The organism is Nocardiopsis sp. ATB16-24 (assembly GCF_030271535.1).
Taxonomy (GTDB): Bacteria; Actinomycetota; Actinomycetes; order Streptosporangiales; family Streptosporangiaceae; genus Nocardiopsis.
On the sequence record NZ_JASCXJ010000002.1, the window covers coordinates 380,722 to 403,999 of the forward strand.

General features: G+C 70.6%; 27 protein-coding genes. 7 read left to right on the plus strand and 20 right to left on the minus strand.

Features of this window, described 5'->3' with window-relative positions; genetic code table 11:
* Position 1 precedes the first annotated feature (1 nt).
* Positions 2–832 carry a Na(+)/H(+) antiporter subunit C gene (locus PFX91_RS03800; RefSeq protein ID WP_285729413.1) on the minus strand — a complete coding sequence of 277 codons (831 nt, stop codon included), beginning with the start codon at positions 830–832 and terminating at the stop codon, positions 2–4.
* Positions 829–3,777, minus strand: a complete 2,949-nt coding sequence (locus tag PFX91_RS03805) for a Na+/H+ antiporter subunit A (protein WP_285729552.1) — start codon at positions 3,775–3,777, stop codon at positions 829–831. The genes PFX91_RS03800 and PFX91_RS03805 overlap by 4 nt, the downstream gene beginning before the upstream one ends.
* A 250-nt stretch (positions 3,778–4,027) precedes the next feature.
* Between PFX91_RS03805 and PFX91_RS03810 the strand changes: the two genes are divergently transcribed.
* Positions 4,028–4,498, plus strand: a complete 471-nt coding sequence (locus tag PFX91_RS03810) for a MarR family winged helix-turn-helix transcriptional regulator (protein WP_285729415.1) — start codon at positions 4,028–4,030, stop codon at positions 4,496–4,498.
* A 61-nt stretch (positions 4,499–4,559) separates the two neighbouring features.
* Here PFX91_RS03810 and PFX91_RS03815 read toward each other — a convergent pair whose 3' ends face one another.
* The gene (locus PFX91_RS03815; RefSeq protein ID WP_285729416.1) at positions 4,560–4,958 is read right to left on the minus strand and encodes a helix-turn-helix domain-containing protein; all 399 of its coding nucleotides are present in this window, start codon (positions 4,956–4,958) and stop codon (positions 4,560–4,562) included.
* A gap of 250 nt (positions 4,959–5,208) precedes the next feature.
* Here PFX91_RS03815 and PFX91_RS03820 point away from each other — a divergent pair, with 250 nt between their 5' ends.
* Positions 5,209–5,475: a GlsB/YeaQ/YmgE family stress response membrane protein gene (locus tag PFX91_RS03820; RefSeq protein WP_285729418.1), complete on the plus strand. Its 267-nt coding sequence runs from the start codon at positions 5,209–5,211 to the stop codon at positions 5,473–5,475.
* A 109-nt stretch (positions 5,476–5,584) separates the two neighbouring features.
* Here PFX91_RS03820 and PFX91_RS03825 read toward each other — a convergent pair whose 3' ends face one another.
* From PFX91_RS03825 to PFX91_RS03890, 14 genes are all read right to left on the minus strand, one after another.
* Complete coding sequence (locus PFX91_RS03825; RefSeq protein WP_285729554.1) at positions 5,585–6,502, minus strand: Gfo/Idh/MocA family protein; 918 nt, start codon at positions 6,500–6,502, stop codon at positions 5,585–5,587.
* A 150-nt stretch (positions 6,503–6,652) separates the two neighbouring features.
* Positions 6,653–7,786: a galactokinase gene (gene galK, locus PFX91_RS03830; RefSeq protein WP_285729556.1), complete on the minus strand. Its 1,134-nt coding sequence runs from the start codon at positions 7,784–7,786 to the stop codon at positions 6,653–6,655.
* Between the two features lie 23 nt (positions 7,787–7,809).
* Entirely contained in the window at positions 7,810–8,892 is a 1,083-nt protein-coding gene (gene galT, locus PFX91_RS03835) for a galactose-1-phosphate uridylyltransferase (RefSeq protein WP_285729420.1), read from the minus strand.
* Positions 8,889–9,032 carry a hypothetical protein gene (locus tag PFX91_RS03840; RefSeq protein ID WP_285729422.1) on the minus strand — a complete coding sequence of 48 codons (144 nt, stop codon included), beginning with the start codon at positions 9,030–9,032 and terminating at the stop codon, positions 8,889–8,891. The genes galT and PFX91_RS03840 overlap by 4 nt, the downstream gene beginning before the upstream one ends.
* Before the next feature lie 237 nt (positions 9,033–9,269).
* Positions 9,270–9,464, minus strand: a complete 195-nt coding sequence (locus tag PFX91_RS03845) for a CsbD family protein (protein ID WP_285729423.1) — start codon at positions 9,462–9,464, stop codon at positions 9,270–9,272.
* 173 nt (positions 9,465–9,637) lie between these two features.
* Complete coding sequence (thiD, locus tag PFX91_RS03850) at positions 9,638–10,441, minus strand: bifunctional hydroxymethylpyrimidine kinase/phosphomethylpyrimidine kinase (protein ID WP_285729424.1); 804 nt, start codon at positions 10,439–10,441, stop codon at positions 9,638–9,640.
* 105 nt (positions 10,442–10,546) lie between these two features.
* Positions 10,547–11,770: a flavin monoamine oxidase family protein gene (locus tag PFX91_RS03855; protein WP_502888245.1), complete on the minus strand. Its 1,224-nt coding sequence runs from the start codon at positions 11,768–11,770 to the stop codon at positions 10,547–10,549.
* 93 nt (positions 11,771–11,863) lie between these two features.
* Positions 11,864–12,511: a pyridoxamine 5'-phosphate oxidase family protein gene (locus PFX91_RS03860; RefSeq protein ID WP_285729425.1), complete on the minus strand. Its 648-nt coding sequence runs from the start codon at positions 12,509–12,511 to the stop codon at positions 11,864–11,866.
* 91 nt (positions 12,512–12,602) lie between these two features.
* Positions 12,603–13,211 carry a globin domain-containing protein gene (locus tag PFX91_RS03865; RefSeq protein WP_352231620.1) on the minus strand — a complete coding sequence of 203 codons (609 nt, stop codon included), beginning with the start codon at positions 13,209–13,211 and terminating at the stop codon, positions 12,603–12,605.
* Between the two features lie 613 nt (positions 13,212–13,824).
* A complete protein-coding gene (locus tag PFX91_RS03870; protein WP_285729426.1) occupies positions 13,825–14,973 on the minus strand; it encodes a methyltransferase domain-containing protein in 1,149 nt (382 codons plus the stop codon).
* Positions 14,973–15,146 (minus strand): hypothetical protein, encoded by a 174-nt coding sequence (locus PFX91_RS03875; protein ID WP_285729427.1) that lies wholly within the window; start codon positions 15,144–15,146, stop codon positions 14,973–14,975. Before PFX91_RS03875 ends, PFX91_RS03870 begins: the two co-directional genes overlap by 1 nt.
* A gap of 76 nt (positions 15,147–15,222) precedes the next feature.
* Positions 15,223–15,540 (minus strand): hypothetical protein, encoded by a 318-nt coding sequence (locus PFX91_RS03880; protein WP_285729428.1) that lies wholly within the window; start codon positions 15,538–15,540, stop codon positions 15,223–15,225.
* The gene (locus PFX91_RS03885; protein ID WP_285729429.1) at positions 15,537–15,887 is read right to left on the minus strand and encodes a hypothetical protein; all 351 of its coding nucleotides are present in this window, start codon (positions 15,885–15,887) and stop codon (positions 15,537–15,539) included. The genes PFX91_RS03880 and PFX91_RS03885 overlap by 4 nt, the downstream gene beginning before the upstream one ends.
* A complete protein-coding gene (locus PFX91_RS03890; protein ID WP_285729430.1) occupies positions 15,884–16,195 on the minus strand; it encodes a hypothetical protein in 312 nt (103 codons plus the stop codon). Before PFX91_RS03890 ends, PFX91_RS03885 begins: the two co-directional genes overlap by 4 nt.
* Positions 16,196–16,389: 194 nt before the next feature.
* Here PFX91_RS03890 and PFX91_RS03895 point away from each other — a divergent pair, with 194 nt between their 5' ends.
* Together PFX91_RS03895 and PFX91_RS03900 are read left to right on the plus strand one after the other, a co-directional pair.
* Positions 16,390–17,241 (plus strand): helix-turn-helix domain-containing protein, encoded by an 852-nt coding sequence (locus PFX91_RS03895; protein ID WP_285729432.1) that lies wholly within the window; start codon positions 16,390–16,392, stop codon positions 17,239–17,241.
* 9 nt (positions 17,242–17,250) lie between these two features.
* On the plus strand, positions 17,251–17,439 hold the full coding sequence (locus PFX91_RS03900; protein ID WP_285729434.1) for a DUF397 domain-containing protein: 189 nt from the start codon (positions 17,251–17,253) through the stop codon (positions 17,437–17,439).
* Between the two features lie 205 nt (positions 17,440–17,644).
* On the opposite strand, the gene PFX91_RS03905 is transcribed toward PFX91_RS03900, so the two are convergent.
* Positions 17,645–18,715 carry a maleylacetate reductase gene (locus PFX91_RS03905; protein ID WP_285729436.1) on the minus strand — a complete coding sequence of 357 codons (1,071 nt, stop codon included), beginning with the start codon at positions 18,713–18,715 and terminating at the stop codon, positions 17,645–17,647.
* A 365-nt stretch (positions 18,716–19,080) separates the two neighbouring features.
* On the opposite strand from PFX91_RS03905, the gene PFX91_RS03910 reads away from it, so the two are divergent.
* Entirely contained in the window at positions 19,081–20,586 is a 1,506-nt protein-coding gene (locus PFX91_RS03910) for an MFS transporter (protein ID WP_285729438.1), read from the plus strand.
* A gap of 100 nt (positions 20,587–20,686) precedes the next feature.
* Here PFX91_RS03910 and PFX91_RS03915 read toward each other — a convergent pair whose 3' ends face one another.
* Positions 20,687–20,905, minus strand: a complete 219-nt coding sequence (locus PFX91_RS03915) for a hypothetical protein (RefSeq protein WP_285729440.1) — start codon at positions 20,903–20,905, stop codon at positions 20,687–20,689.
* Positions 20,906–20,989: 84 nt separating this feature from the next.
* Positions 20,990–21,259, minus strand: coding sequence for an AbrB/MazE/SpoVT family DNA-binding domain-containing protein (locus PFX91_RS03920; RefSeq protein WP_352231622.1), 270 nt, complete (start codon positions 21,257–21,259; stop codon positions 20,990–20,992).
* A gap of 734 nt (positions 21,260–21,993) precedes the next feature.
* Here PFX91_RS03920 and PFX91_RS03925 point away from each other — a divergent pair.
* Both PFX91_RS03925 and PFX91_RS03930 read left to right on the plus strand, forming a co-directional pair.
* Positions 21,994–22,125, plus strand: a complete 132-nt coding sequence (locus PFX91_RS03925) for a hypothetical protein (protein WP_285729444.1) — start codon at positions 21,994–21,996, stop codon at positions 22,123–22,125.
* The gene (locus tag PFX91_RS03930; RefSeq protein WP_285729445.1) at positions 22,122–23,231 is read left to right on the plus strand and encodes a methyltransferase domain-containing protein; all 1,110 of its coding nucleotides are present in this window, start codon (positions 22,122–22,124) and stop codon (positions 23,229–23,231) included. The genes PFX91_RS03925 and PFX91_RS03930 overlap by 4 nt, the downstream gene beginning before the upstream one ends.
* Positions 23,232–23,278 lie beyond the last annotated feature (47 nt).

Here is a 23,278-nt window from a genome sequence, read left to right on the forward strand (position 1 = left end):
GTCACTCGCTCCCTTGCAGGTCGCTGTCCTCGGCACGGGCCAGACGCTCGCGCTCGGCCCGCATGGTCTGGCGCGCCTGGCGCCGCTGTGCGCGGACGCGGCGGCGCAGCTCACGCCACAGCTCCCGCTCGGCGGCGCGGTCGGCCCTCTTGTGTTCCCGCAGCCGCCTGCGTCCCTGCCGGATCCGTCCGCGCAGTCCCTGGATCTGGGCGGCCATGCTCTCGGCCCGGTCGCTCAGCAGACGCATGGTCTCCTGGGACTTCTCGTCGAGGTCGTGGTCCTCGGCCTCCAGTTCGTGGCGGGCCAGTTCGGCGCGGGCCCTGGCGATCTCGGCCTTGATGCGCGCCTGCTCGGCCAGTTCGCGGGCGTCGGCGACGGCGATCCGTGCCTCCAGCTCGGCGCGCTGGCGTCGGATGTCGGCCTGGAGCCTGCGCCGTTCCTTCACGTAGCGCTGGCGCAGGGCGCGGCGCCCCTCGCCCTGGGAGATGCGCAGGTCCTCGGCGTCGTCCTGGACCTCGTCGTTGCCCTCCAGCTGCCAGGTCCGGTAGGCCATGGCCAGGAGGAAGGCGGTGATGCCCAGGGTGATGACGATCGCGGTCAGGATCATCGCCTGGGGCAGTGGGTCGGTCATCTCGTCGGGCTCGGTGAGCCACAGGACCGGGGGCCGACCGGGCTCGCCGGCCATGGCCAGGATCATGAGGTTGGCGCCGTTGCTCAGCACGACGAACCCGAGCAGGACGCGTGTCAGGCTGCGTTCCAGGAGGAGCACGACGCCCACCGCCACGAGGACGCCGATGCTGACGACGAGGAGCAGACTGGGTGACTCACTCACGAGACGGTCTCCTCCTCGGTTTCGCTCTCCTCGATCCTGCCCTGTTCCTTGGCGTGGGCGGCGTCCCGTTCGATCTGTTCGTCGATGCGGGCGCCGAGGCTGCGCAGGATGTCCAGGATCAGCCCGATGACCAGCAGGTACACGCCGATGTCGAAGAAGAGGGACACCGTGATGTGCGCCTCGCCCAGGATCCACAGGTCGATGTAGGCGTGGCCGCCGCCCAGGACGTCGGTGCCGAAGACGGCGCCGCCCAGCGCGGTGCCGGTGGCCACGGCCAGACCGGTGCCGATCAGTGCTCCCGGCTGGATCCACGCGGCGGCGTACAGGTCGTACCGTCCCGCGGCGAGGTACCGGACGATGAACGCCAGTCCCGCGACGATGCCTCCGGCGAAGCCTCCGCCGACCGCGCCGTGGCCGGTCAGCAGCAGGTACACCGAGATCACCATGACCACGGGGAAGAGGAAGCGGGAGACGACCTCGAAGATGACCGAGCGGCGTTCCGACGGCATGGCGCTCGCGCCCGGCAGCCAGGTGCTCTGGAGTCGGGGTTTGATGTGCATGCTCCGCGGGGCGTTCCGAAGACCGCCGAGGTCCACCGGCACCTGGCCCTCGGCGGGCTCCGGCGGTGTGGTGAGGGAGACGGCCATGATCCCGCGGGGGGCCTTGCGCGGTTGGGCGCGGCGGCGCACGAACATCAGGCTGGCCACCCCGGCCGCCGCGGCGGCGAGCACGGAGATCTCACCCATGGTGTCCCAGGCGCGGACGTCCACCAGCAGGACCGAGACGATGTTGGAGCCGCCGGCCTCCTCCGCCGCGGCCGGGTAGCCTTCCGCGACGGACGGCTCCTGACGTCCGGCCAGGGCGAACCAGGTCATCGCGGCGACCAGGACGCCGGTGGCCAGGCCCAGGACCAGGTTCCAGATCCGCCGTCCGCGCAGTGCGGGGGCGGAGAAGCGCGCGGGGAAGCGACGCAGCACCAACACGAAGACCACCAGGCTGACGGTCTCCATGAGGAACTGCGTGAGGGCGATGTCGGGGGCGCCCATGACGTAGAAGAGGGTGGCGACGCCGTAGCCGCCGGTTCCGACGAGGATCACCGCGAACAGACGGCGTCGCACGAAGAGCACCAGCAAGGCGGTGAGGACGATGACCAGGGCGGGGACGATCTGGACGGGGGAGTCCCACAGGCGGAGCGCCGGATGCTCGCCCTCCCAGAGTCGACCGCTGATCGCCCACCAGCCGGTGGTGACGACCAAGGCGACCAGGATGGTGCCCAGGTACACGGGCAGTGAACCGCGCTGGGTGCTGCCCGTGGCCTGCAACGCCAGGGTCTCCAGTCCGGCGAGGATGCGGCGGTAGACCCGGTCGGCGTCGGGCAGCGCGGTGCGGGTGCCCAGCCACACGACCTGGTGACGGAAGTGGAACAGCACCAGACCACCGGCGATGCACAGCGCCGACAGCAGCAGGGGGAGTTCGAGGCCGTGCCACAGGGCCAGGTACGTGGGCTCCTGCCCCGGCGCGACGGGGACGGTGTCCGCGTACACCGACAGGAAGGGGTCGAGGGCGCCGGAGAGGACGCCGCCCAGGAGCCCGAGCCCGGCCAGGATCGCGGCGGGGGCCTGGAACAGCGGCCCGGGGGCGTGGACCGGTGTGGCCGCGACGTTCTCCTTGACGGAGAAGGCCCCCCACAGGAAGCGCAGGGTGTAGGCGACGGTGAACGTGGTGCCGATCATGAGGCCGATCAGGACCACGGTGTCGAGACCGCCGTAGGTGAAGGCGCCGAGGGCCAGTTCCTTGGCGGCGAATCCGAGGGTGGGCGGCAGACCCGCCATGGAGGCCGCAGCCGCGACCGCGATCCAGAAGGTCGCGGGCATGGAGGTGCGCAACCCCGACAGTTCGCGCAGGTCCCGGGTGCCCGTGCTGTGGTCGATGACGCCGACCACGAGGAACAGGGGCGCCTTGAACAGCGAGTGCGCGATGAGCATGGAGATCCCGGCCAGGGCACCGGCCTGGGTTCCCGCGCCGAGGAGGGCGATGAGGAAACCGAGCTGGCTGATGGTGCCGTAGGCCAGCAGGAGCTTGAGGTCGTACTGGCGTAGTGCCTTCCAGCCGGCCATGATCATGGTGACCGTGCCGAAGAACAGCGCCATGTACCGCCACACGGTGACGTCGGGGAAGGCGGGGGTGAGCCGGGCGACCAGGTAGACGCCCGCCTTGACCATCGCCGCGGCGTGCAGGTAGCCCGAGACGGGTGTGGGCGCGCGCATGGCCGCGGGCAGCCACAGGCTGAACGGCAGCAGCGCGGACTTGGACATCGCGCCGACCATGATCAGGGCGAGCGCGACGTGGATCAGGGTGCCGTCGGGGGGTGCTTGGACGATCTCGGCGATGACGTAGGTCCCCGCGGTCTCGCCGAGGATGACCATGCCGACGAGCATCGTCAGGCCGCCCAGGGTGGTGACCGTCAGAGCGGTCATGGCCGCCCGCCTGCTCTCCTTCAGCTCGGTGCTGTGCCCGATGAGCAGGTAGGAGAAGACCGTCGTCAGCTCCCAGTACACGAAGAGCTGGATGAGGTCGTCGGCCAGCACGAGGCCGAGCATGGCCCCGGCGAAGGCGACGAAGACCCCGGCGAAACGCCCGAGTCCGGGCTCGGAGTCACTGAAGTAGCGGCCGCAGTAGACCAGGATCAGGGCGCCCACGCCGGCGGCGATGAGCGTCATGACCAGACCCAGACCGTCCATGTACAGGCCGAGCCGCAGTGAGAACTCCGGGGCCCAGGGCATGGAGGAGGACAGCGTCCCGCCGTTCAGGACGGTGGGGACCTGGAAGAGGGCCCAGACGGTCGACACGGCGGGGACCACGGCGAGCGCGAAGAAGGCGTTGCGGCCCCACTGACGCACCAGTAAGGGCGCGACCGCGGCCGCGATGAAATGCGCGATCAGCACTGTGGTCAATGCGCCCCTCCCGGATCGATCCGGGCCCGCCCCGTTCTCGGACGGACGTCGCTGCCCCCGTCAGCGGCACATCGCGCCCACGACCGGGTCGATGGACGAGGGGGTGTCGCTACGGTCTGGAGGGGGCAAGGATGTGTGTGTAATTGCGTGCGCAAGCTATTTAATAGCTAAGCTACTCAATCGTCAAACCAGCGCGCGGTCGAGAGCCCGCGGCGACAGTCCAGCCTGCGAGGACCGTTTCGTGCCCGATGAGACCCACGAACCCCGTGTAGAGCAGTGCGACGCCGAACTCGAAGAGTTCCAGCGCGCCTGGACCGAACTCATCAACGCGGCGCTCCATGCCCGCTCTCGGAGCGGTCACCGGGTGGCCGAGGAATTGACGCTCACGCAGGCGTTCCTCATGGAAGCGGTACGAGGGATGGACAACCCCAGCGTCGGGGAGGTCGCTCAGATCGTCGGTGTCTCCTCTCCTTCCGCCACCCGCATGATCCAGCAGTTGGAACGCAAAGGCATGATGACGCGCCGCCGGTCCGAGCGTGACGAACGCAGCACGGTGGTGGCCATCACAGAGGAGGGCGAACGGGTCCTGGCGATCCGCCGCCGGGACACGGAGGCCAAACAGCGGCAGCTCTTCGAGGCCATCAGGCCGTCATTGCGTCCCATGGTGCTCGCCCTCCTGCGCGACCTGCGCCGGGCCGTGGACGACGTCTGAACCGCACCGACCGCGAGGACGTCGAGCACCGACCCGGGCCGCGCGCGGACCCGCCCCGGTCTCAGGCGGCCAGGGAGAGCACGTGCGCCCTCCGGGCGGGCGCGGGCGCAGCGGACGGGTCCGCCGGACGGCGGTCGCCCCGGGAGACGCCGTCGCGCCGGAGCCGGCCGGCCGTGGTCCGCTCGTGGAGTTCGCCCAGCACATCGGTCAGGTTCAGGCCCAAAGAGCGGTAGACGGCGGCGAGGACCTCGGAGGAGGCCTCCTTGCGCCCGCGCTCGATCTCGCTCAGGTAGGGCAGTGACACCCGGGCCTCCTGGGCCACCTCTCGCAGCGTGCGGTTCTGCTCGGTCCGCGTGCGACGCAGCAGCTCACCGATGAGCTCGCGCAGAAGAGGCTCCCCCCGCGCGTGGGAGCGCCCATCCGTGCGGGCCTCGTCCAGGGAGCATGGGGCGTCGGTCATGGGCGGCCTCCCGTGTGATGTCGCTCTCCCCCGACCCTACGCCGGGGCCCCCGTGACGGGGAGCCGCTCCCGGCTCCTTCTGCGCGGGGCAGAACCGGATTCGCGGCCCCGTACCGGCTGTCGGAGGCCGGTCGTGATCGGTGTCGGATCGTAAAAACCGGTCCAAAGCTTCTCTCCGCAGGTGTGTCGTGTGTGTTTTCCGGCCACCGGGGCGGGCAGGGGGGAGATGCGTCTACATGTGGAGGAACCCATGGAGATCACCGGAATCATCACAGCGATCATCGTCGGTCTGATCATCGGCGCTCTGGGGCGTCTGGTCGTTCCAGGCAAGCAGCACCTGCCGATCTGGCTGACGCTGGTCCTGGGCATCGTGGCCGCTTTCGTGGGCGGCTGGATCGCCAGCTTCTTCACCAGCTTCTGGCTCTTCGTGCTGATCGTCCAGGTGCTGGTGGCCGCCGCGATCGTCTACTTCGCGGACGGCATGTACTCCAAGGGTGCCAAGGGCAGGACCGTTTGACAGGTGCGGGTGCCGAAGGCCCCCGCACGCAAGGCGCCCGGACACGGGACGAAGTGAGGCGGAGTCCCGCGACAGTGAGCTTCCGCCCTCCTGGGCGGGGTCGTCGGACCTACTCGACGGCCCCGCCCACGTCCGTGGTCCCGCCCGAACGCACGGAGGTCTGGGCGGCCTCCAACACGGCCACCACGTCACGGCCAAAACGCACGTCGCACGGATCACCGGGCACCACGCCCTCCACCTGGGCCGACAGCCGGTCGATCGCCGCGCCGAAGGCCTCCACCGGACTCCGCTCACCGCCCGGCACCGGTACCCAACCCCGCTCCCCGTGCAGGACGACCTCGAAGGTCTTCTCCTTGGGGGCCGCCTCCAACGTCACCGAGAACGAGCCCACCGCGCCGCCGCTGTGCCGTGTGAGCATGTGCGTGGTGTTCCGCGGTCCCGCGAGCGCCGTCACCTGGGTGACGGGACCGAGCACGGGCAACACCAACGACAGTACGTGCGGGCCCACGTCCCACAGACCGCCCTTCTCCCTGCGCCAGGGGGAGGCTCCGTAGGGGTTGCCGGGTTCGAGGATCGACGCGAACAGCGTCGCACGCGCCCCGCGCCAGCCGCCCTCGGCGGCGGCCGACTCCAGGAACTCCGTCACGTCGTCGGAGAAGCGGCTGGTGAAGAACACCACGGAGGCGAGGCCGCGCTCGGCGACCTCGGAGGCGAGCGCGTCGGCCGCGACGGTCGACAGCGCCACGGGCTTGTCCAACAGCAGGTGCCTTCCCGCCCGTGCGGCGCGCAGCGCCAGCTCGGCCTGGACGTCGGGGGGCAGGGCGATCGCCACGGCGTCGACCTCGGCCAGCAGGGCGTCGACGTCCTCATGGGCACGGGTCCCGTACCGCTCGGCCAACGCCGAGGCCTTGGCCGGATCGCGTCCCCACACCCCGGCGAGGGTGGCCTCGGGGTGCGCGTGCAGCGCCGCGGCGTGCGTCTCCGCAGCCCAGTAGCCCGTGCCCAACAGTCCGAACCTGAGACCCATGCCCACTCCCTCGTTCGTCGTCACACCACCGACCATTGTCCATGGAAGCGCTCCCAGGGGGTCGGGCGGCCCGGGGCGCGTCCGTCACGGGGGCCTTCTCCCGAGGGCCGGCGCTCCACGGCGCCACGGGCGCGCCATCGCCAGGAGGGTTCACGGGTACAGGCGGCGGGCTCCCGCCGAGGGCAGGGCGGTGAAGAGGGAGGGCGGGGCGAAGCCCCGTTCCCGGTAGGCCAGCCGAATACTCCTCGCACAGGCCTCCACCCGGTCGGTCAGGACGATCACGCACCCGCCGAATCCGCCGCCGGTGATCCGTGCGCCCGCCGCCCCGGCGGACAGAGCGGCGTCCACGGCCGTGTCCACCTCCGGGACGCTGACCTCGTAGTCGTCACGCAGCGAGACGTGGGAGGCGGTGAGCAGGGGCCCCACCTCACGCGGGCGCCCCGACCGCAGCAGCTCCACGGCGCGCAGCACCCGTGCGTTCTCGGCCACCACGTGACGCACCCGACGCCGGAGCACCTCGTCGGGCAGCGCGGCCAAGGCCCCGGGCAGGTCGTCGACGTCCCGCAGGGCCGGGACCCCCAGGGCGCGCGCGGCGCGTTCGCAGGAACGGCGGCGCTCGGCGTAGTGGCCCTCCACCAGCCGGTGGGGGGCACGGGTGTCCACGACCAGCACGCTCAGACCCGCCGCCGGGGGATCGAAGGGCACCTGTTCGACGGCCATGGTCCGCGTGTCCATGAACAGCGCGTGCCCCTCGGTCGACAACATGGACGCGGACTGGTCCAAGATTCCGCAGGGCACGCCCACGAAGTCGTTCTCCACCCGTTGGGCCAGGCGGGCGACCTCGGACGGGTCGAGGACGGTGCCGTACAGGGAGGCGGCGGCCATGACGGTCGCACACGTGAGAGCGGCCGAGGAGGACAGTCCCGCGCCGGTGGGGATCGTACTGTCCACCAGCAGGTCCAGGCCGCCCACCGGAAGGCCCTCCTCCCGCAGCACCCACAGCACACCGGCCGGATAGGCGGCCCATCCCCGGACCGCGCCGGGGGCCAGATCCGCCGGACCGGCCTCGAACACCTGCGTGGACCGGCCCGACCGCACCCGCACCCTGCCGTCCGACCGGGAGGCGGCGGCAGCGGTCAGCGTGCGGGGCAGCGCGAAGGGGAGCACGAACCCCTCGTTGTAGTCGGTGTGCTCGCCGATGAGGTTGATCCGCCCCGGCGCGGCCCACACCCCCTCGGGCCCGTACCCGAACGCCGACGCGAACGCGCCCGCCACCTCGCCCATGCCGCCCTCGACGACGTCCGGTCTCACGGGGCGGCCTCCCGGAGCCGCCGGGCGGTGTCCTCCGGCGCGACGTCGTTGACGAACACGCCCATACCGGACTCGGTCCCGGCCAGGTACTTGAGCCTGTCCGGCGCACGCCGCACCGAGAACAGTTCCAGGTGCAGGTGGAACAGGTCGCGTCCTTCCCGTACGGGCGCCTGGTGCCAGGCGGAGACGTAGGGCAGGGGGACGCCGTGGAGCGCGTCGAGGCGGCGCAGCACGTCCAGGTACAGGTGGCCGAAGTCCCGGCGTTCGTCCCGCGACAGCGCGGGCAGGTCGGGTACGCGGCGGTGGGGGTACAGGTGCACCTCCACCGGCCAGCGGGCCGCGACCGGGACGAACGCGGTCCAGTGCTCGCTCCGCGCGACCACCCGGACCCCCGCCTCCCGCTCGTCGCGCAGTACGTCGGCGAAGAGGTCGCCGCCGGTGCTCTCGTGGTGGGCCGTGGCGGAGTCGAGCATCCGACGGGTGCGCGGGGTGACGAAGGGGAAGGCGTAGATCTGCCCGTGCGGGTGGTGGAGGGTCACCCCGATCTCGGGCCCCCTGTTCTCGAAGCAGTACACCTGCTCCACCCCCGGCAGCGCGGACAGGGCCAGGGTCCGGTCGATCCAGGCGGCCATGACGGTGTCCACGCGTGCGGGGGACAGGTCGGCGAAGGAGGCGTCGTGGTCGGAACTGAAGACGAGGACCTCGCAGCGGCCCGTGCCCGCACGCCGGGAGGGTGCCGGCTCGCCGATGTCCCCGAGGACCCTTCCGTGGTCGGGGACCAGGGAGGGGAACCGGTTCTGGAAGGACACCACGTCGTAGGAGGCCGCCGGGATCTCGGTGTCGCGACCGTCCGTGGAGGGGCACAGCGGGCAGTCGTCGCTGGGGGGCAGGTGGGTGCGCCCCTGCCGGTGGGAGGCGATGACCACCCACTCACGCAGGAGCGGGTCGAAGCGCATCTCCGAACCCGTCGCGGCCGGGGGGAGTACACGTGGGTCGGGGGAGGGCTCGCGGGGGGTCTCGCCCTCGTCGAAGTAGACGATCTCGCGTCCATCGGCCAAACGTGCGGAGGTCCTCCTCATCCCCGGCCCTCCAGGTCGTCGGGGTCCCCGCGCTTGGTCGGGACCCGGGTCGAGAGGTCCTCGACGGGGCCGGTCACGCCGACTCCGCCGGGGCGGTGCGGCCGTTCGAGGATGGGTTCCCGCCGTTGCGCGGCCGACATCCGCCCCCCTGCGTGATCGCGAGTGGTGTTTCCCAGATCCAGTGTGGCCGTGCTCGGCGGGGTGTCAACGGGCCTTCCACCGTGGATTCCGGCGGGGATCGGTGGAGGGGCGTGCTCTGGGCACGCTCCGGACGGAAAGGACGTCGTGCGCCCACCCGAAGGTCGGGGAACCTCGGGGGAGTGGGGGCGCGCACGCGAACGGGGAGGCACCGACGGTGCCTCCCCGCGCTCGACGGCTCAGCTCTTGTCGGGTCCGTCGTCTCCGGTCAGGGCGTCCTTGACCTTGTTCCCGGCCTGCTTGAACTTCGAGGTCTTCTGTTCGCCCTTGCCCTCGGCCTGCCACTGCTCGTTGTCCGTGGCCTTGCCGAGCTGTTCCTTGGCCTTGCCCTTGAACTCCTCGGCCTTGTGCCGGGCCTCGTCGCGGTCGGACATGTCCACCCCCTGGTCGTGTGGTCCTCCCTTCCCCCTAACCGGTGAGGGGGAAGGGGAATCATGTCCGACGTCGAAAATCGGCGGGTGAGGGCCGGTGCCCGTTCGGGCGACCTCGCTTCCGGCGTCGTCGGGGGGACGTCGGCGACACGGGGGGCGGGGTCATCGAACGTCCGTCACCCCGCCGTGGGCGCGAGGGTGGTCACCGAGGCGAAGGGCGCGTGAGTGACGAGCCGGTGGCTGATGCCCTCGCGCACCATCGCCTTGGCCACCTCCACGGCCTTCCCCACGTCCGCGCCCTTGGTCAGCTCGGCGGTGATCGCGGCGGCGAAGGTGCAGCCGGCGCCGCTCACCCGGGCGTTCCCGATCTTGGGGGCGCTCAGGACGGTCGTCTCCTCACCGTCGAAGTACACGTCCACCGCGTCCGGTCCGGGAAGCTCCATTCCGCCCTTGACCACGACGTGCCGAGGGCCCAGCTCGTGGATGCGGCGGGCGGCCTCCACCAGGTCGTCCACCGTCTCGATGCTCTCCATGCCCGCCAGGGTGCGCGCCTCGAAGTGGTTGGGCGTGATCACGGTGGCCAGCGGCAGGATCTGGGCGGTCAGCGCCTTGTCGGTGTCCAGGGCGGCACCGGGTTCCTGGCCCTTGCAGATCAGCACGGGGTCCAGGACCACGTGCCGCCAGGACCGGCCGCGCAGTCCCTCGGCGACCACGTCGATGGTCTCCGGCGTGCCGAGCATGCCGATCTTGACCACGTCCAGGTCATGGCAGGACGTGGCAGCCTCGATCTGGTCGGCGATGACCTGCGGGGCGATCGGGACGAAACGGTGCGCCCAGTCCTTCTTCGGATCGAAGGAGACGATGCAGGTGATCGTCCCCATGCCGTAGACGCCCAGCTCCTGGAAGGCCTTGAGGTCGGCCTGGATGCCTGCGCCGCCGGTGGCCTCCGACCCTGCGATCACGTACGCGCGGTTGGTCATCGGACACCAACCTTCCTTCCCTTGATGGATTGTTGCCGGGCTCGCGAACCCCACTCACAATAATGGGCGACCGGGGCATTTCGGCAGGGTGGTGGGGCGCTCCGGTCACAGGTCGGCCCTCAGGTCGTCGGTGACGACGTAGCCGCTGTCGTAGGCGCCGTCCACGGTGTTCTCTCCCGTGACCGCTTCCCCGGCGAAGAACAGCGTCCGTCGTACGGGGAAGGCCAGGGCCGCCGGAGCGTCATGGGCGCCGGGCGGAACGTACAGGTAGGCGCCCCGGCTGAACTCGTCGGACGACCAGTCGTGCGTGGTACGACGCACCGGGTCGGGGACCTTCTCCCCGACCGCCTCGCCCAGGGCCTTCAGGCCCGCGCCGAACCGTTCGTCGTCGGGCAGGGCCAGGAGTTCGCGGGCCCGGTCGCCGGCCGTCCACACCACCACGATCTCCGGATCCCGGGACACGCACCAGAACACGGGCCCCTCGTCCTCCCCTCCCAGGATGTGGCGATCCTCCGGGAAGACCGGGCGGTCGAACTCGTAGTGGAGTTTGAGCACGTCGGTGGCGCGCAGTGCGCCGAGCGCCTCCCGGTGGTCGGCGGGCAGCACCGGGTCGAAGGCCACGGCGCCGCCGCGCAACACCCCGATGGGCAGGGCGACCACGCACCGGCGGGCTCGGACCCGTCGGTCTCGCCCTCGACCGGACACCGTCAGTTCGACCTCCGGGGCGGAGGACCCCACCAGGCGGATTCGCCGCACCGGGCTGTTCAACTCGATGTGCAGCCCGTCGGCCAGAGGGCTCAGCAGTTGGTCGTAGCCGCCCACCACGCGGAAGTCCTGGCGGGGGGCGGACCACCAGTCGAAGACGCCGTTGCGGTACATCCACGTGGCGCTCCACCGCTCCGCCGGCTCGTTGTCCACCGCCACCGGAGGCCAGTCGTCTTGGGGCACACCGAGTCTGCGCAGGTAGGAGGCGACGCTCTCGTCGTCCCGGGGAGGTACGGACAGGGCGATGGGGGTGGTGCCCTCCTCGTCCGAGCGCACAGGCACGGTCCGTACCCGGGCCTCCTCCACCAGCTCCCAGGTGGACACGTCGGCGCCGTGGAGGAGACCGGCCCCCAGTTCCACGGGCACCGAGGAGAAGGAGTGGTCGGTGTACAGCTGCCCGCCCACGCGGTCGCGGGCCTCCAGGACGATCACCCGGAAGCCGTGGTCGACCAGGTTGCGCGCGGCGGAGAGCCCGGCCACCCCCGCGCCCACCACCGCCACGTCCCACTCCGGTTCGCGCGCGCACCCGGCCATGGCCAGCAGGGCGGCGCCACCGAGCGTCACACAGGCACGGCGGGTGATAGGGGGAGGCTGCGGTGGTCGCACCCCGGTATTAGAGCACGGCCCCACCCGAGCCGGACGTGCCGCTCCCCGACGTCACGAGGAGGTGGAGAAGGTGGGGTGGCTCCAGGGGGCGGGGGTGTCCTTGGCCTCGAAGAAGTCGCCGCCCTTGCGCAGGGGGTCGTCGGTGCCCCACGCCTCCTCCCGACCGACCTTGCGCAGGTGGGGGATGTGCTTGCGGCAGTGGATGTAGGCCTCCTCCACCCGGACCAGGGTCCACATGACGGCCTTCTGTCCCGGTGCCTCGGCCACGGGCAGGTCGCGGACCCGGCGGCGCAGCTCTATGTCGTCGAACAGGGTCGCGCGGCCGTTGACGTGCAGGCCGATGCGGTCGCGGTCGAAGTCCAGGAACATCAGGCCCACGTGCGGGTTCTCCAGGATGTTGCCCGCGCTGGCGAACACGCCGTTGCCCCGGAAGTCGGGGTAGGTCAGGGTGCGCTCGTCGATCACGTGCACGAACCCGGGAGGCCCCGCGCGGAAACTGGAGTCGCACTCTCCCCGGCCGTCCGCGGTGGCGATGAACATCATCTCCTGCCGGGCGACGAACTCGCGCATCCGCGGGTTCAGGTGGTCGAGCATCTGGTCACGGTAGAAGCGGCCGGCGCGCTCGCTCGTGCCCGTCGCCTCCTGTACACGGTGCTCTCCTTCGCTACCGGGAAGGTGACGTGGGGAGGTCTCGTGCATCACTGCCTCTCTGTGGGGGTCGTGGGGTCGATGGGCCGGGGGCGCGGGGAACGGCGTGGGGGGCGCCGGAGGGGAGGAGGGTCCGCGTGTGTCAACGGATCCGTGAGGAGGCGTCGGCGGCCTCGACGCCCCGGGCGCGCGCGGAGGCGGGTCCGGTGGGCGGTGGTTCGGGGTGGCGGTCGCGCGCCGGGGGGACCTCGCCCCCGGCCTCGCGTGCGCCTTCGAGCATGGTGGCGGTGATCCACTCGTAGACGACGATCCAGGCCGAGCTCATGGAGGAGGACCAGGTCGGTGAGACCTCGCTGACCGCGCGCACCAGGGCGCGTCCCACGTAGGGATAGTGCTCGGGTTCGACGCCGATCTGCCGCATGTGCTGGGCGCCCAGTCGGCGGAGGTACCCGGCGACCTTCTCCGGCTGGTCGAGGTGGTGGACGACTTCGAGCAGGGCGGAGGCCATGCGCTCCTTCTGGGCCTGCATGTCCTCGGCGAACATGTCCCGGAAGTCGGGGGCCATGGAGAACAGCACCTCGTAGAAGCGTTCGGACAGGCGTGTCGAACCGGGAGGCAGGGCGGAACAGGAGTGCCGGACCGCGTCGATGACGGCAGGGGCGGGAAGCGGGACCTCTTCGATGGAGCGGGGGAGCAAAGGGCCTCCGATCGGGGGAGCGGGGGAGGGACACCACGCGAGCACGTGCGTCATGACGTTTCCGTCACGGAGAGTAGCGGCGTGGAAGGTGTGTTCCCGTCGGCCTTTCAGAGGGATCGCATCGGCCGACTCCACGCCCGGACGGTCACGTGCGGGGGTGCCTCAGGTCGTCTTCGGCATGGTGGTCTCTCGACGGCGCGCTGGGCGGACCGGTACGGCGGCACCGAGGCCGCCGGGTTTCCTCGTCGCCGCCTCGCCTTCCTCCGGGGCGCACCCGTCCGAGGGTGAACGGATGCGAACACCGTGCGTAAAGCGGAAGGTGATCGCTTCTGCACCATTTGTTCCCTGGTGCGTCGTGGCAATGTAACAGAAGCATGGACGCATGCAAACGTTACTTGCCGGTAGTGCGACGGTCCTGAGCCATCGGTCTTCCAGTGCCCCGCAGCCGATGCTCCCGGGGACACGAGTGCGGCACCCGTCTCGGGGACGGGCGCCGCGTGGGCCGGGGCTGCGGGTGGTCGTGGGCCGGTGCAGGGCCGGGGCCTTCGCCCGCACCGGCCGTGTCAGAGGGTTCAGGCGGCCGTGTCCTGGATGGCGTGCGGCGTTTGGTCGCTCTCGTCCCGGGACTCCTGGTGGAGGAGGGACACGGTCTCCTCTCCGCGAAGCTCTAGATCTGTCGGCGCGTGGACCACACGGCGTGTTGGGGATCGCGTAGCCACACCGTCTGACAACCTCGGTCGCGGTCCACGGTCAACCCGAAGTCGGACAGCGTGGGGCGCCCTTGGGCCGCCCACCACCGCCAGGTGGTGCGTGCCTCCTCCACCAGGAGCCGGCGCCCGCCCTGTTCCACGCGGCCATCGGAGTGCAACCGTGCCCACGAGTCGCACGTGGTGGAGGCCAACCACACGTGCGGCTCCGTGGCACCGGGCGCCATGCGCATTCCGAAGGCCCAGCCGGGACGCATCAGTGCCAGCAACAGCGCCTTCTCTCCGTCCAGCCACGGCTCACGCGGGTCGCCGTCCACCGTCTCCACGTGTTCGGCGGTCGCGTCCGGTGAGGGCGCGGGTTGTCCTGGCCACCGCTGACCACGCGCCCACATGAAACTGAGTCCGCCCTCGAAGCGCCCTTCCACGCGGGTGGGGGTGACGCTGTCCAAGGCGGCGAGCACCCCGCCCGGGGCGCCCGGTGTCGGTGACCACGGGGTGACGATCCGGCCCCGATCGCGCACCTGCTCCAACCACCGCCACGGCACCTGGCTCACGGTGCAGGTGGCGATGATCCGGTGGTAGTCGGCATACCGGCTCTCGGTGCGCTCGCCGTCACCCACCACCACGTCGGGGCCGTACCCGGCGGTGTAGAGGTGGAGCCTGGCCTGGTCGGCCACGGACGGGTCGATCTCGACGGTGGAGACGTTGCGCGCCCCGAGCAGTTCCGACAACAGGCCGGCGTTCCAGCCGGTGCCGGTGCCGATCTCCAGCACCCGGTGGTCGGGTTCGATCCTCGCGGCGGTGAGCATACGCGCCATGACGCCCGGGGCGGAGGAGGACGAGGAAGGGATGCCCATGCCGCCCTCGGCGCCGTCATCACGTTGGGTGGTGAGGGCCTGGTCGGTGTAGGCCGTGCGCAGCCACGTCTCGGGGTCCTCGGCGCGGTCGACACGCTCGCGGGTGTCCATCCAGTACACGTCCGGCAGGAACCGGTGACGAGGCACGCGGGCGAACAACCTCGCGATGTGCTCCGGTGTGCCCTGGTCGCGGAGGTGTTCGGCCAGGGAGATGGCGAGAGGGGCGTGGTCCATGTCGGTGGTATGCCCCATCAACTCTTCCCCGATCCGTTGCAACCGGCGCAGGGCACCCACTCGCGGATGTTCTTGCCAGGGGTGTCGCCGTCGTTGGTGATCCAGGAGCCGCCCTGTCCGTTGCACATGCCGCAGTCGGCGGCGGTCGGTGCCTGTGGCGGGGGTGTCGGTCGGGTGAGGGTCGTGGTCATGTGGTCTCCTCCGTTTCGAGGGGTCGGAAGGGCCGGTGCGGGCGGGGTCTTCGCCCGCACCGGCGGTGTCGGGGGTTCAGGTGGCCGTGTTCTGGGCGGTGTGCCGTTCGGCCTCCTCCCACTCCCGGTGGTGCTCGCGCTCGGTGATGGCGTGTGGTGCTCGGTCGCTCTCGTCCTGGGACCTCTTGGGGAGGGGCGTCGTTTCTTCGTCTTTGCCGGTGAGTGGGGAGCCGCCGCATACGCCACTGGTGAACAGTCCCGGTCCGGTGTCGGGGTGGGTGGTGCTCACCCAGGCCAGGTAGGCGCCCTGGCGTTCCACCGCTTCTTGTTCGGCGGGGGTGAGCGGACGGTCGGCCGACGTGGCACCCGGCCGTGGCCTGCGTCGTGGGGTCACCGTGGGGTCCCCTTTCTGGGGTGCGGGAGGGGTGGGTGTCCGGTGTGGCGGCGAAGGTCGGCCTCCAGTTGGGCGGGGGTGGGCTCCACGTGGGAGCGCCAACGAGCACGCCGGTCGCGCGCGGTGGCCACCCAGTAGGTACCGGTCCAGGCGATGCGGTGAGTGCTCCCCCAGGCCTGGTGGAGCCGGGCCAGCACCGCCTGGGGTGCCTCCCACCGGTAGCCGGTCACGTCCACGTGCACACCCTCGTGCCCGGCCTCCTCCACACACACCCGACGTCGGGCGCATGTGTCGAGGGCGGTCTGTCCGCACGGGGGCGGGATCACCGGGCGCGGGTCGGGGATCATCCGGCCACCGCCAACGAGGGCCGCGCCAGGCTCACCAGCGCCACGCCACCGGACCAGGACCAGTCGGCGCGACGAGCGCCCCCGGCCAGGAGCGGACGCGCCGGCGGTGGTGGGAGGTGCGCCCTTGAGGCGGCCAGCGTGGCAAGGAGCGGGACGGGGCCGGCGATCACGTTGGGGCGGGCGGGGCGCACGTTCTGGGCGTAGCGGCGCACACGCCGCGAGCGCCGCCGCATGGCCACGCGAGCGTGGTGGGTGAACGCGCGGGCCGCCAGGCACAACGCGGACAGGGTCAGAAGCAGGTAGTGCACAGGGCGCCTCCTCTGGCAGGTGCGGGTGGTCGGCCCGCGTGAGTTCTGGCACACCCATAGTGACCTCTATCCACAAAACTTTCAATGCAAAGCTTTAGATTGGTGAGATCCTGGCTTCTAAAGTTTCGCGAAAGGGGTGATCTACCATCGGGCCAGAACGAAGAACAAGCAGGAAGAGCCGAGGAGCGCGTGCTGTGACGGACCGCTACAGCCCCACCATCCGGCGCCGCCGGCTGTCCGCTGAATTGAGACGTTTGCGAGAGGCGTCCAAACTGACCGCTGAACAGGTAGGAGACAAGCTCGGCTGGTCACGCGGACGGCTCACCAACATGGAGCTGAACAAGTGGAAGCGGCCAGACCCGGTGATCGTCCGGGCTCTGGCCAACCTCTACCAGGCACCGCCGGACGTCACCGAGGGCCTGGTGCTCCTGGCGAAGCAGTCTCGGGAGAAAGGCTGGTGGTCTCGCTACGGCGACGTGTTCACTGACGCCTATGTCGGCTTTGAGGCTGAGGCGTCAGCGGTGTCCACGTATCAGAGCATGGTCGTGCACGGCCTACTCCAGACCCCCGAATACGCTGCGGCGTCGACGCGGATCGGTCGATCCCGGTCCGCGGAGACCATCGACCGTGTTGTGCAGGCCCGTTTGGCGCGGCAGGAGATCCTCGACCAGGAAGACCCGCCAAAGCTGTGGTGTGTGCTGGATGAGAGCGTGTTGTTGCGTCCCGCTGGCAGCAAGCAGGTGATGCGGGACCAGATCACGAAGCTGATCCGCCTCATCGAGACTGCCGACCACATCAAGATTCAGGTTCTTCCGCTGGAAGTGGGCCTTCACCCGGGTATCGCAGGTAGTTTCACCATCCTGGACTTTGCGAACCCCTTGGATCCCTCCATCGCTTACATCGAGACACGCACTGATGGTCTCTACTTGGAGGACGATGAGGAAGTCCAAGTCCATCGGGATGCGTGGGACGAGGTCAGGGTGATGGCGCTTCACCCTGATGCGAGCGCTGACCGTATGCGTCAGATCATCGAACAGTACGAGTAGGAAATCATCGTGTACCAGAAGCAGAGCAACCAGCTGACCTTCCATAAGTCGTCCTACAGTGCGACCCAGAACGACTGTGTAGAGGTTGCCGAGACACCCAAGGGTGCAGCCGTGCGTGACACGAAGAACCGTGAGGCCGGCCATCTGGTGTTCACCGCCTCGGAGTGGGCTGCTTTCCTAGGCACTGTGCCCCGGTAGCACCTTGGAACGACGAGAGGCCCCGGTGACCAAACCGGGGCCTCTTCGCGTACCAGAACAGGGCCACTCTACCGACCCATGCGGGCACCAGACCAGACCCCGGCATGGCCGACCGGCGTCGGTGTTGTGACCGGTGTGAACGGCCGCGTCGCTTCCAGAAGCCTCGTCCCCAGCGACCGTTCCACTGCGGGGTCGTCACCGGGCCTCAGATCCGGTCGAGCAGCCGCGCGACCTCGTCGGCGGTCAGCGGGCGGGGGTTGGGGTAGGGAGCGTCCGCCACCCGCTCGGCGATGCCGCGTAGCCGGGAGCGATCGACCCCCAGCTCTCGCAGGGTCGTCGGTCCCTCGTGTGCGCGGGCGAGCGCGGAGACCACCGCGACCGGGTCCGCCCCGGCCGCCCGGGTCAGGCGGGCCGCTGCGGCGGGCGCCGCCGGGAGGTTGAACTCCATCACGGGCGCCAACAACATCGTGTGGAGTTCGGCGTGCGGAAGGTCGAAGGCACCGCCGAGCACGTGCGCCAACTGGTGGTGCAGGCCCATCCTGGTCTGGGCCAGGCATGTCCCGGCCAGCCACGCGGCCGACTGCAACCGTGCGCGTGCGTCCGGGTCGGTCGGGGAGGCGAGGACCTCGGGCAGGGAACTCAGGATGCCGCCCACCGCCTCGGTCGCCAACGCGTCGGTGAACAGGGTGGCGTCGGGCGCCCACAGGGCCTCCACGGCGTGGGCGAGCGCGTTCATGGCGCTGGTGCGGGTCAGGCCCGAGGGCATGGACAGGGTGAGGTCCGGGTCGTAGACGACGGTGCCGGGGGTCAGAGCGAGGTCACGACGGGTGCTCTTGACCCCGTTCTCCGTCTCCCCCAGGACCGGGGTGGCCTCCGAACCCGCGTACGTCGTCGGTACGACGACCTGGGGCATACCCGTGCGCGCCGCCAACGCCTTGGACAGACCGATCGCCGAACCACCGCCGATCGCCACCACGCAGTCCGCGCCGGTCCGGTGGACCAGCTCCATGGCCTTCGTGGTCACGGAGACCGGTGTGTGCGGCGCGGGACGGTCGAAGCGTGCCGCCAGGTGTGGCCCCAGGGCCTCGGCCACCGCCTCGGCGGCGACCGATGCCGAGAGGGTGGCCACCAGCAGCACCCGTCGCGCGCCGGTGCGCGCCGCCTCGTCCGCGACGAGGTCGCACGCACCACGACCCGACAGGACACGGGTCGCGGGGAACTGGTGGACGGTCACCCGGGTGTGGTCCGGTCGGCCGTCGTCTGTGGTGCTCGACATGCCCCCATCCTCCCCCTTCCGGCGCGTGCTCGACGGCATCGGGGACGGACGTCGACGCCTCCGCGTGGACGTCGCACGCACAGGGATCACGGAGCGGCGACGACGGCCGGGCGGTCGCCGAGGACGAACGCGCCATGTGCACCGAGCACCCGGGCCGGCGCCGTGCCGAACGACCTCGCCCGAGCCCGGGGGAGGGGACGCTCCACCCCTGTTCGGAGCGGGCGTCCCGCCCGTACGTGGTGTCCGCTTCGAACGGTACGGTTCCCACAGGAGGCCGAGGGGGATCCACTCCCGGCCCGATCCGCCGCCGGGCCATGCAGGGGGCCGGCCCCGCGCGAGCGTGCGGACGCACACGAGGGGGACGAGTGAGCACCACGGCGCGACACCCGCCGCCGACCACCAGACTTCGACGGTGGCTGGTCCTGGCGGCCGTCTCCGCGGGGCTGCTGCTGATCTCGGTGGACATGACGGTGCTCTACACCGCCCTGCCCACCCTGACCGGTGACCTGCACGCCGACGCCTCGCAGAAGCTGTGGATCATCAACGCCTATCCACTGGTGATGGCGGGGTTGTTGCTGGGCGCGGGCACCCTGGGCGACCGGGTCGGCCACAAGCGCATGTACCTCATCGGGCTGGTCCTGTTCGGGACGGCGTCGGTCATGGCCGCCTACGCTCCCTCCCCGCCGGTCCTGATCGCCGCACGGGCCTTCCTCGCCGTGGGCGCGGCGGCGATGATGCCCGCCACCCTGTCCCTGATCCGCGTCACCTTCACGGATGAACGTGAGCGCGGTGTGGCCATCGGGGTGTGGGGGACGATGGCGATGGCCGGCGCGGCCCTGGGCCCGATCGTGGGCGGACTGCTGCTGGAGTACTTCTGGTGGGGGTCGGTCTTCCTGGTGAACGTGCCCGTCGTCCTGGTCGCGCTGGTGATGACGGTCCTGGTCGCCCCCGGCGGTTCGGGCGGCTCCGACCGGCCCTGGGACCTGATCGCCTCGCTCCAGGTCATGGTCGGGCTGGTGGGCGTGGTCTACGCGATCAAGGAGGCCACGAGCCCGGCGCCCTCCTGGGTCGAGGTCGCCGTGGCCGTGGCCGCCGCCCTGGTCGGGTTCTGGCTCTTCGTCCGGCGCCAACGCGGTCAGGCCCACCCACTGATCGACTTCGCGCTCCTGCGAGACCCCCGCATCCTCGTCGGCGTGTTGGCGGCGGGCATGGCGATGCTCGCCACGGCCGGGGTCCAACTGGTGCTGACCCAACGCCTCCAGCTGGTCATGGACTTCTCCCCGTTCCATGCGGGGTTGGTCGTCGCGGCGATGGCCGCCGGAGCCCTGCCGGTCGGGGTGGTGGTCGGCGCGCTCCTGTACCGCACCGGTACGCGCCCCGCGATCTCGGCGGGTCTGCTGACCGCTGGGCTGGGCACCCTGATCGTCCTAGCGTCCACCTCCGCGCCCCTGGGATGGACCGTCCTGGGGTTGCTCGTGGCGGGCGCGGGCACCGGCGCGGCGATGACCGCCGCCTCGGCCGCGATCGTGGGCAACGCCCCGGCCCACCGGGCCGGGATGGCCTCCTCGGTGGAGGAGGTCTCCTACGAACTCGGCAGTCTCATCGGAGTGGCCGTGCTGGGCAGTCTTCTGGCCGCCGCCTACACCGGTACCGTCCGTCTTCCCGAGGGGTCCCCGGAGTCGGCGGCCGACAGCCTGGACCAGGCGCGGATGGTGGCGGAGCGCGTGGGCGGTGCCGACGCCACGGCCCTGCTGGAGGCCGCCACGGACGCCTTCGACAACGGCTACCGGCTCACGCTCGTCGTCGCCACCGGGGTCCTGCTGGCCTCCGGGGTGTTCGGCGCCCTGCACGGGCGCCGCCGCACGCCCTGAGACGGCGACGGCGCCGGCCATTTCTTGGACTTCGCCGGCATCGCCCGCACCTTGATCTGCCACCGCAGACCCACCAACTGAGATGGGCCTTCATCAGCTGTCAGGGCGGGCCGGGGTTGAAGATGGCGTGGGTACCCACCCGGCGCCAGATCACGTGCGGTTTATCCGGGAGGCGCTGGTCGCCGTACTCCCACGTGGCGCGCCCGTCAGGCGCCCACGTCATCTCATAGACCCCCGGCGCACCCTGTACCCCTTTGACCCGCAGGCCGGGGCGGAACTCGCCTTTCTGTACGTCGGGCGCGAACTCGGCGGTGACCACCGCGCGGAAGCGCTCCGCCTGACGGCGGGTCAGCTTCTTGAAGTCGGCCCGGAAGCGGGGGGTGGTAGCGAACGTGGCCAGGACTCAGCGCTCCTCGTTTTCCAGAGCGTCGAACATCGATTCCGCGTCCTCGAACTCCTCGGTCCGGCCAGCTGCGATCTGTTTGCTGGCCTCCCGCTCGCCCTGCTGCCAGTCGCGGTCCCAGAACCACGCCTGGTCGGCCGGCACGGCGGTCATGCCCCGAAGCAGCACCTGGCCGCTGTCGGTGATGTCGAACTCGACCTCGTCCCCCTCACGAATGTGAAGGGCCTCGGCGACCTCTCGGGGCAGGGTGACCTGGTTCTTGCGACGCATCACCGCGCGTCGACGCCTCACTTTCGTTTCGTTTCTAGGCGTTTCCGGCATGGCGGGGCTCCTGAGGGCGTCTCTCTTGGTGGTGTGCGCTGGGGCTTCCCTCCCCGGGCGCATGGTTTCAGAATGACTCCGATAGTCGGAAAGTTCAACTTTCCGACCCAAGATTTGCTCGCACGTCTGCGCTGAGCGCCCGTCAAGGCCCACTTGGAGCTCATTTGTCCGTGGCGCCTTCGGGGGCCAACACCCACGACGGTCAGGCTCTGCAACCCTTGGGCTGTCCGGATGCCGCCGCCTACACCGGTACCGTCCGTCTCCCCGAGGGGTCCCCGGAGTCGGCGGCCGACAGCCTGGACCAGGCGCGAGTGGTGGCGGAGCGCGTGGGCGGTGCCGACGCCACGGCCCTGCTGGAGGCCACCACGGACGCCTCCGCACGCCCTGAGACGGCGACGGCTCCGGCCATGGCCGTCTTCGGGGACGTCCGAGTAGGAGCCTTCCGCAGGGCCTCGGCCTGGAGGACGTCTGAAGGGTCAGGGATCGGGCAGTCGTTCGCGTTGCCGGTTGTGGAAGATCTCCAAGGACTCGGCGCGCGGGCTCTTCTCACAGCGGAGAGTACGCATCGCTCCACAGGATCTCCTCAAAGGGAAGTGCTGACCTGTCCGGATCCGGCCACACCCGGCGTTGGGCCGCCCACGCGGGTAGAACCACGACGCCCCCCATATGGACAGGAGTTCCTCGTGGCCCAGTGCTCTCTGCGCAATGGTGAAGGCACCGTCGTGGTCGAGTCCGACGGTGACGGCAGTGCGGGCGGGTGGGCCCACCGCGAGGTGGCCACCTGTAGCGGGTGCAACGGAACGGAAGAGACGTGACGGAAGACCTCGACGCACTCCACACCGCCTTGGTCGAGCGCCTCGACACCACCCCTGCGATCCGTGACGCGTTCGCCGCTCATCCCCGGCACCGTTTCATCCCCGACATGGTCTGGCCCGATGCGACGGGATCGCCGCTGTATCGGAGCACCGACCCAGGCCGATGGACGCGCCTGGTCTACTCCGCCGACGCGGTCACCATCCAGGCCAACGACGGCGGGCCGGGGCCGCGCAACGAGCCCAGCTCGTCCTCGTCGGCTCCCCAGGTGATGGCCGACATGATCGCCGCGGCCGGCGTCGGCGAGGGTATGAGGGTGCTGGAGATCGGTACCGGCACCGGATGGAACGCGGCGATCCTTTCCACGCTGGTCGGTGCGAAGGGTGCGGTCACCAGCGTGGAGATCGACCCTGGTGTGGCGGCCCTGGCCCGGGAACGGCTCACCGGCACCGGCGTCACCGTGCATGCCGTGGCCGCACCACCAGACGGGGAGGTCTACGACGCGGTCATCGCCACCTGCGCGGTGACACGGATTCCGTCCTCATGGACGGCCGCCCTCCGCAAGGGAGGCGTTCTGGTGCTGCCCTGGAGTCCTCACCCGGCCGCGCACAGCACACCGATCGCGGCACTGCGCCACCGGGGCGGCTCGGTCTCGGGGAGGTTCGTACGCGAGGGCGCGTTCATGCGCGACCGCACCCAGCGCCCCGGCGACCTGCCCTTCCCCGGTCTGGGGCGACAGCCCGTGCCCCTGGAGCCTCTTGCGGTCGGGTCGGTGGAGCTGATCGGCTCGGGGATGATGACCCCGCTCCTGCTCATGCTGCCCGGGGTGCGTCTGGGGACGGGGATGCGTCCCTTCCAGGGGCGGCCCGGTCGGATCGTGTGGATGGGCGCGGGGAAGGCGTGGGCCTACCTGTGGCCGGACGGTACCGTCACCGGAGGCGGTGAGCGTGCCTTGGGTGAGGAGCTGGCGGAGGCCTATCGCATGTTGCGGGAGGCGGGACTTCCCGGCGTGGGGCACTTCGCGTTGGAAGCCGGCCCTGACCGTGGTTCCTACCGGGTGGTGTGCGAGGCGTTCGACGGTTACTGGGAGCATGCGGTGTCATCGTGAGGGTGTTTCCGGCTGTCTGCACTCGTTCGTGGTCATCGGCCGCGCCT

What these genes read in the sequence shown, in the direction of transcription:
- PFX91_RS03815 (WP_285729416.1), bottom strand. Translation starts at nt 4,958, where the DNA reads ATGACCGACGCCCCATGCTCCCTGGACGAGGCCCGCACGGATGGGCGC.
- PFX91_RS03820 (WP_285729418.1), top strand. Translation starts at nt 5,209, where the DNA reads ATGGAGATCACCGGAATCATCACAGCGATCATCGTCGGTCTGATCATC.
- PFX91_RS03825 (WP_285729554.1), bottom strand. Translation starts at nt 6,502, where the DNA reads ATGGGTCTCAGGTTCGGACTGTTGGGCACGGGCTACTGGGCTGCGGAG.
- galK (WP_285729556.1), bottom strand. Translation starts at nt 7,786, where the DNA reads ATGGGCGAGGTGGCGGGCGCGTTCGCGTCGGCGTTCGGGTACGGGCCC.
- galT (WP_285729420.1), bottom strand. Translation starts at nt 8,892, where the DNA reads ATGAGGAGGACCTCCGCACGTTTGGCCGATGGACGCGAGATCGTCTAC.
- PFX91_RS03840 (WP_285729422.1), bottom strand. Translation starts at nt 9,032, where the DNA reads ATGTCGGCCGCGCAACGGCGGGAACCCATCCTCGAACGGCCGCACCGC.
- PFX91_RS03845 (WP_285729423.1), bottom strand. Translation starts at nt 9,464, where the DNA reads ATGTCCGACCGCGACGAGGCCCGGCACAAGGCCGAGGAGTTCAAGGGC.
- thiD (WP_285729424.1), bottom strand. Translation starts at nt 10,441, where the DNA reads ATGACCAACCGCGCGTACGTGATCGCAGGGTCGGAGGCCACCGGCGGC.
- PFX91_RS03860 (WP_285729425.1), bottom strand. Translation starts at nt 12,511, where the DNA reads ATGCACGAGACCTCCCCACGTCACCTTCCCGGTAGCGAAGGAGAGCAC.
- PFX91_RS03865 (WP_352231620.1), bottom strand. Translation starts at nt 13,211, where the DNA reads ATGACGCACGTGCTCGCGTGGTGTCCCTCCCCCGCTCCCCCGATCGGA.
- PFX91_RS03870 (WP_285729426.1), bottom strand. Translation starts at nt 14,973, where the DNA reads ATGGGGCATACCACCGACATGGACCACGCCCCTCTCGCCATCTCCCTG.
- PFX91_RS03875 (WP_285729427.1), bottom strand. Translation starts at nt 15,146, where the DNA reads ATGACCACGACCCTCACCCGACCGACACCCCCGCCACAGGCACCGACC.
- PFX91_RS03885 (WP_285729429.1), bottom strand. Translation starts at nt 15,887, where the DNA reads ATGATCCCCGACCCGCGCCCGGTGATCCCGCCCCCGTGCGGACAGACC.
- PFX91_RS03905 (WP_285729436.1), bottom strand. Translation starts at nt 18,715, where the DNA reads ATGTCGAGCACCACAGACGACGGCCGACCGGACCACACCCGGGTGACC.
- PFX91_RS03920 (WP_352231622.1), bottom strand. Translation starts at nt 21,259, where the DNA reads ATGCGTCGCAAGAACCAGGTCACCCTGCCCCGAGAGGTCGCCGAGGCC.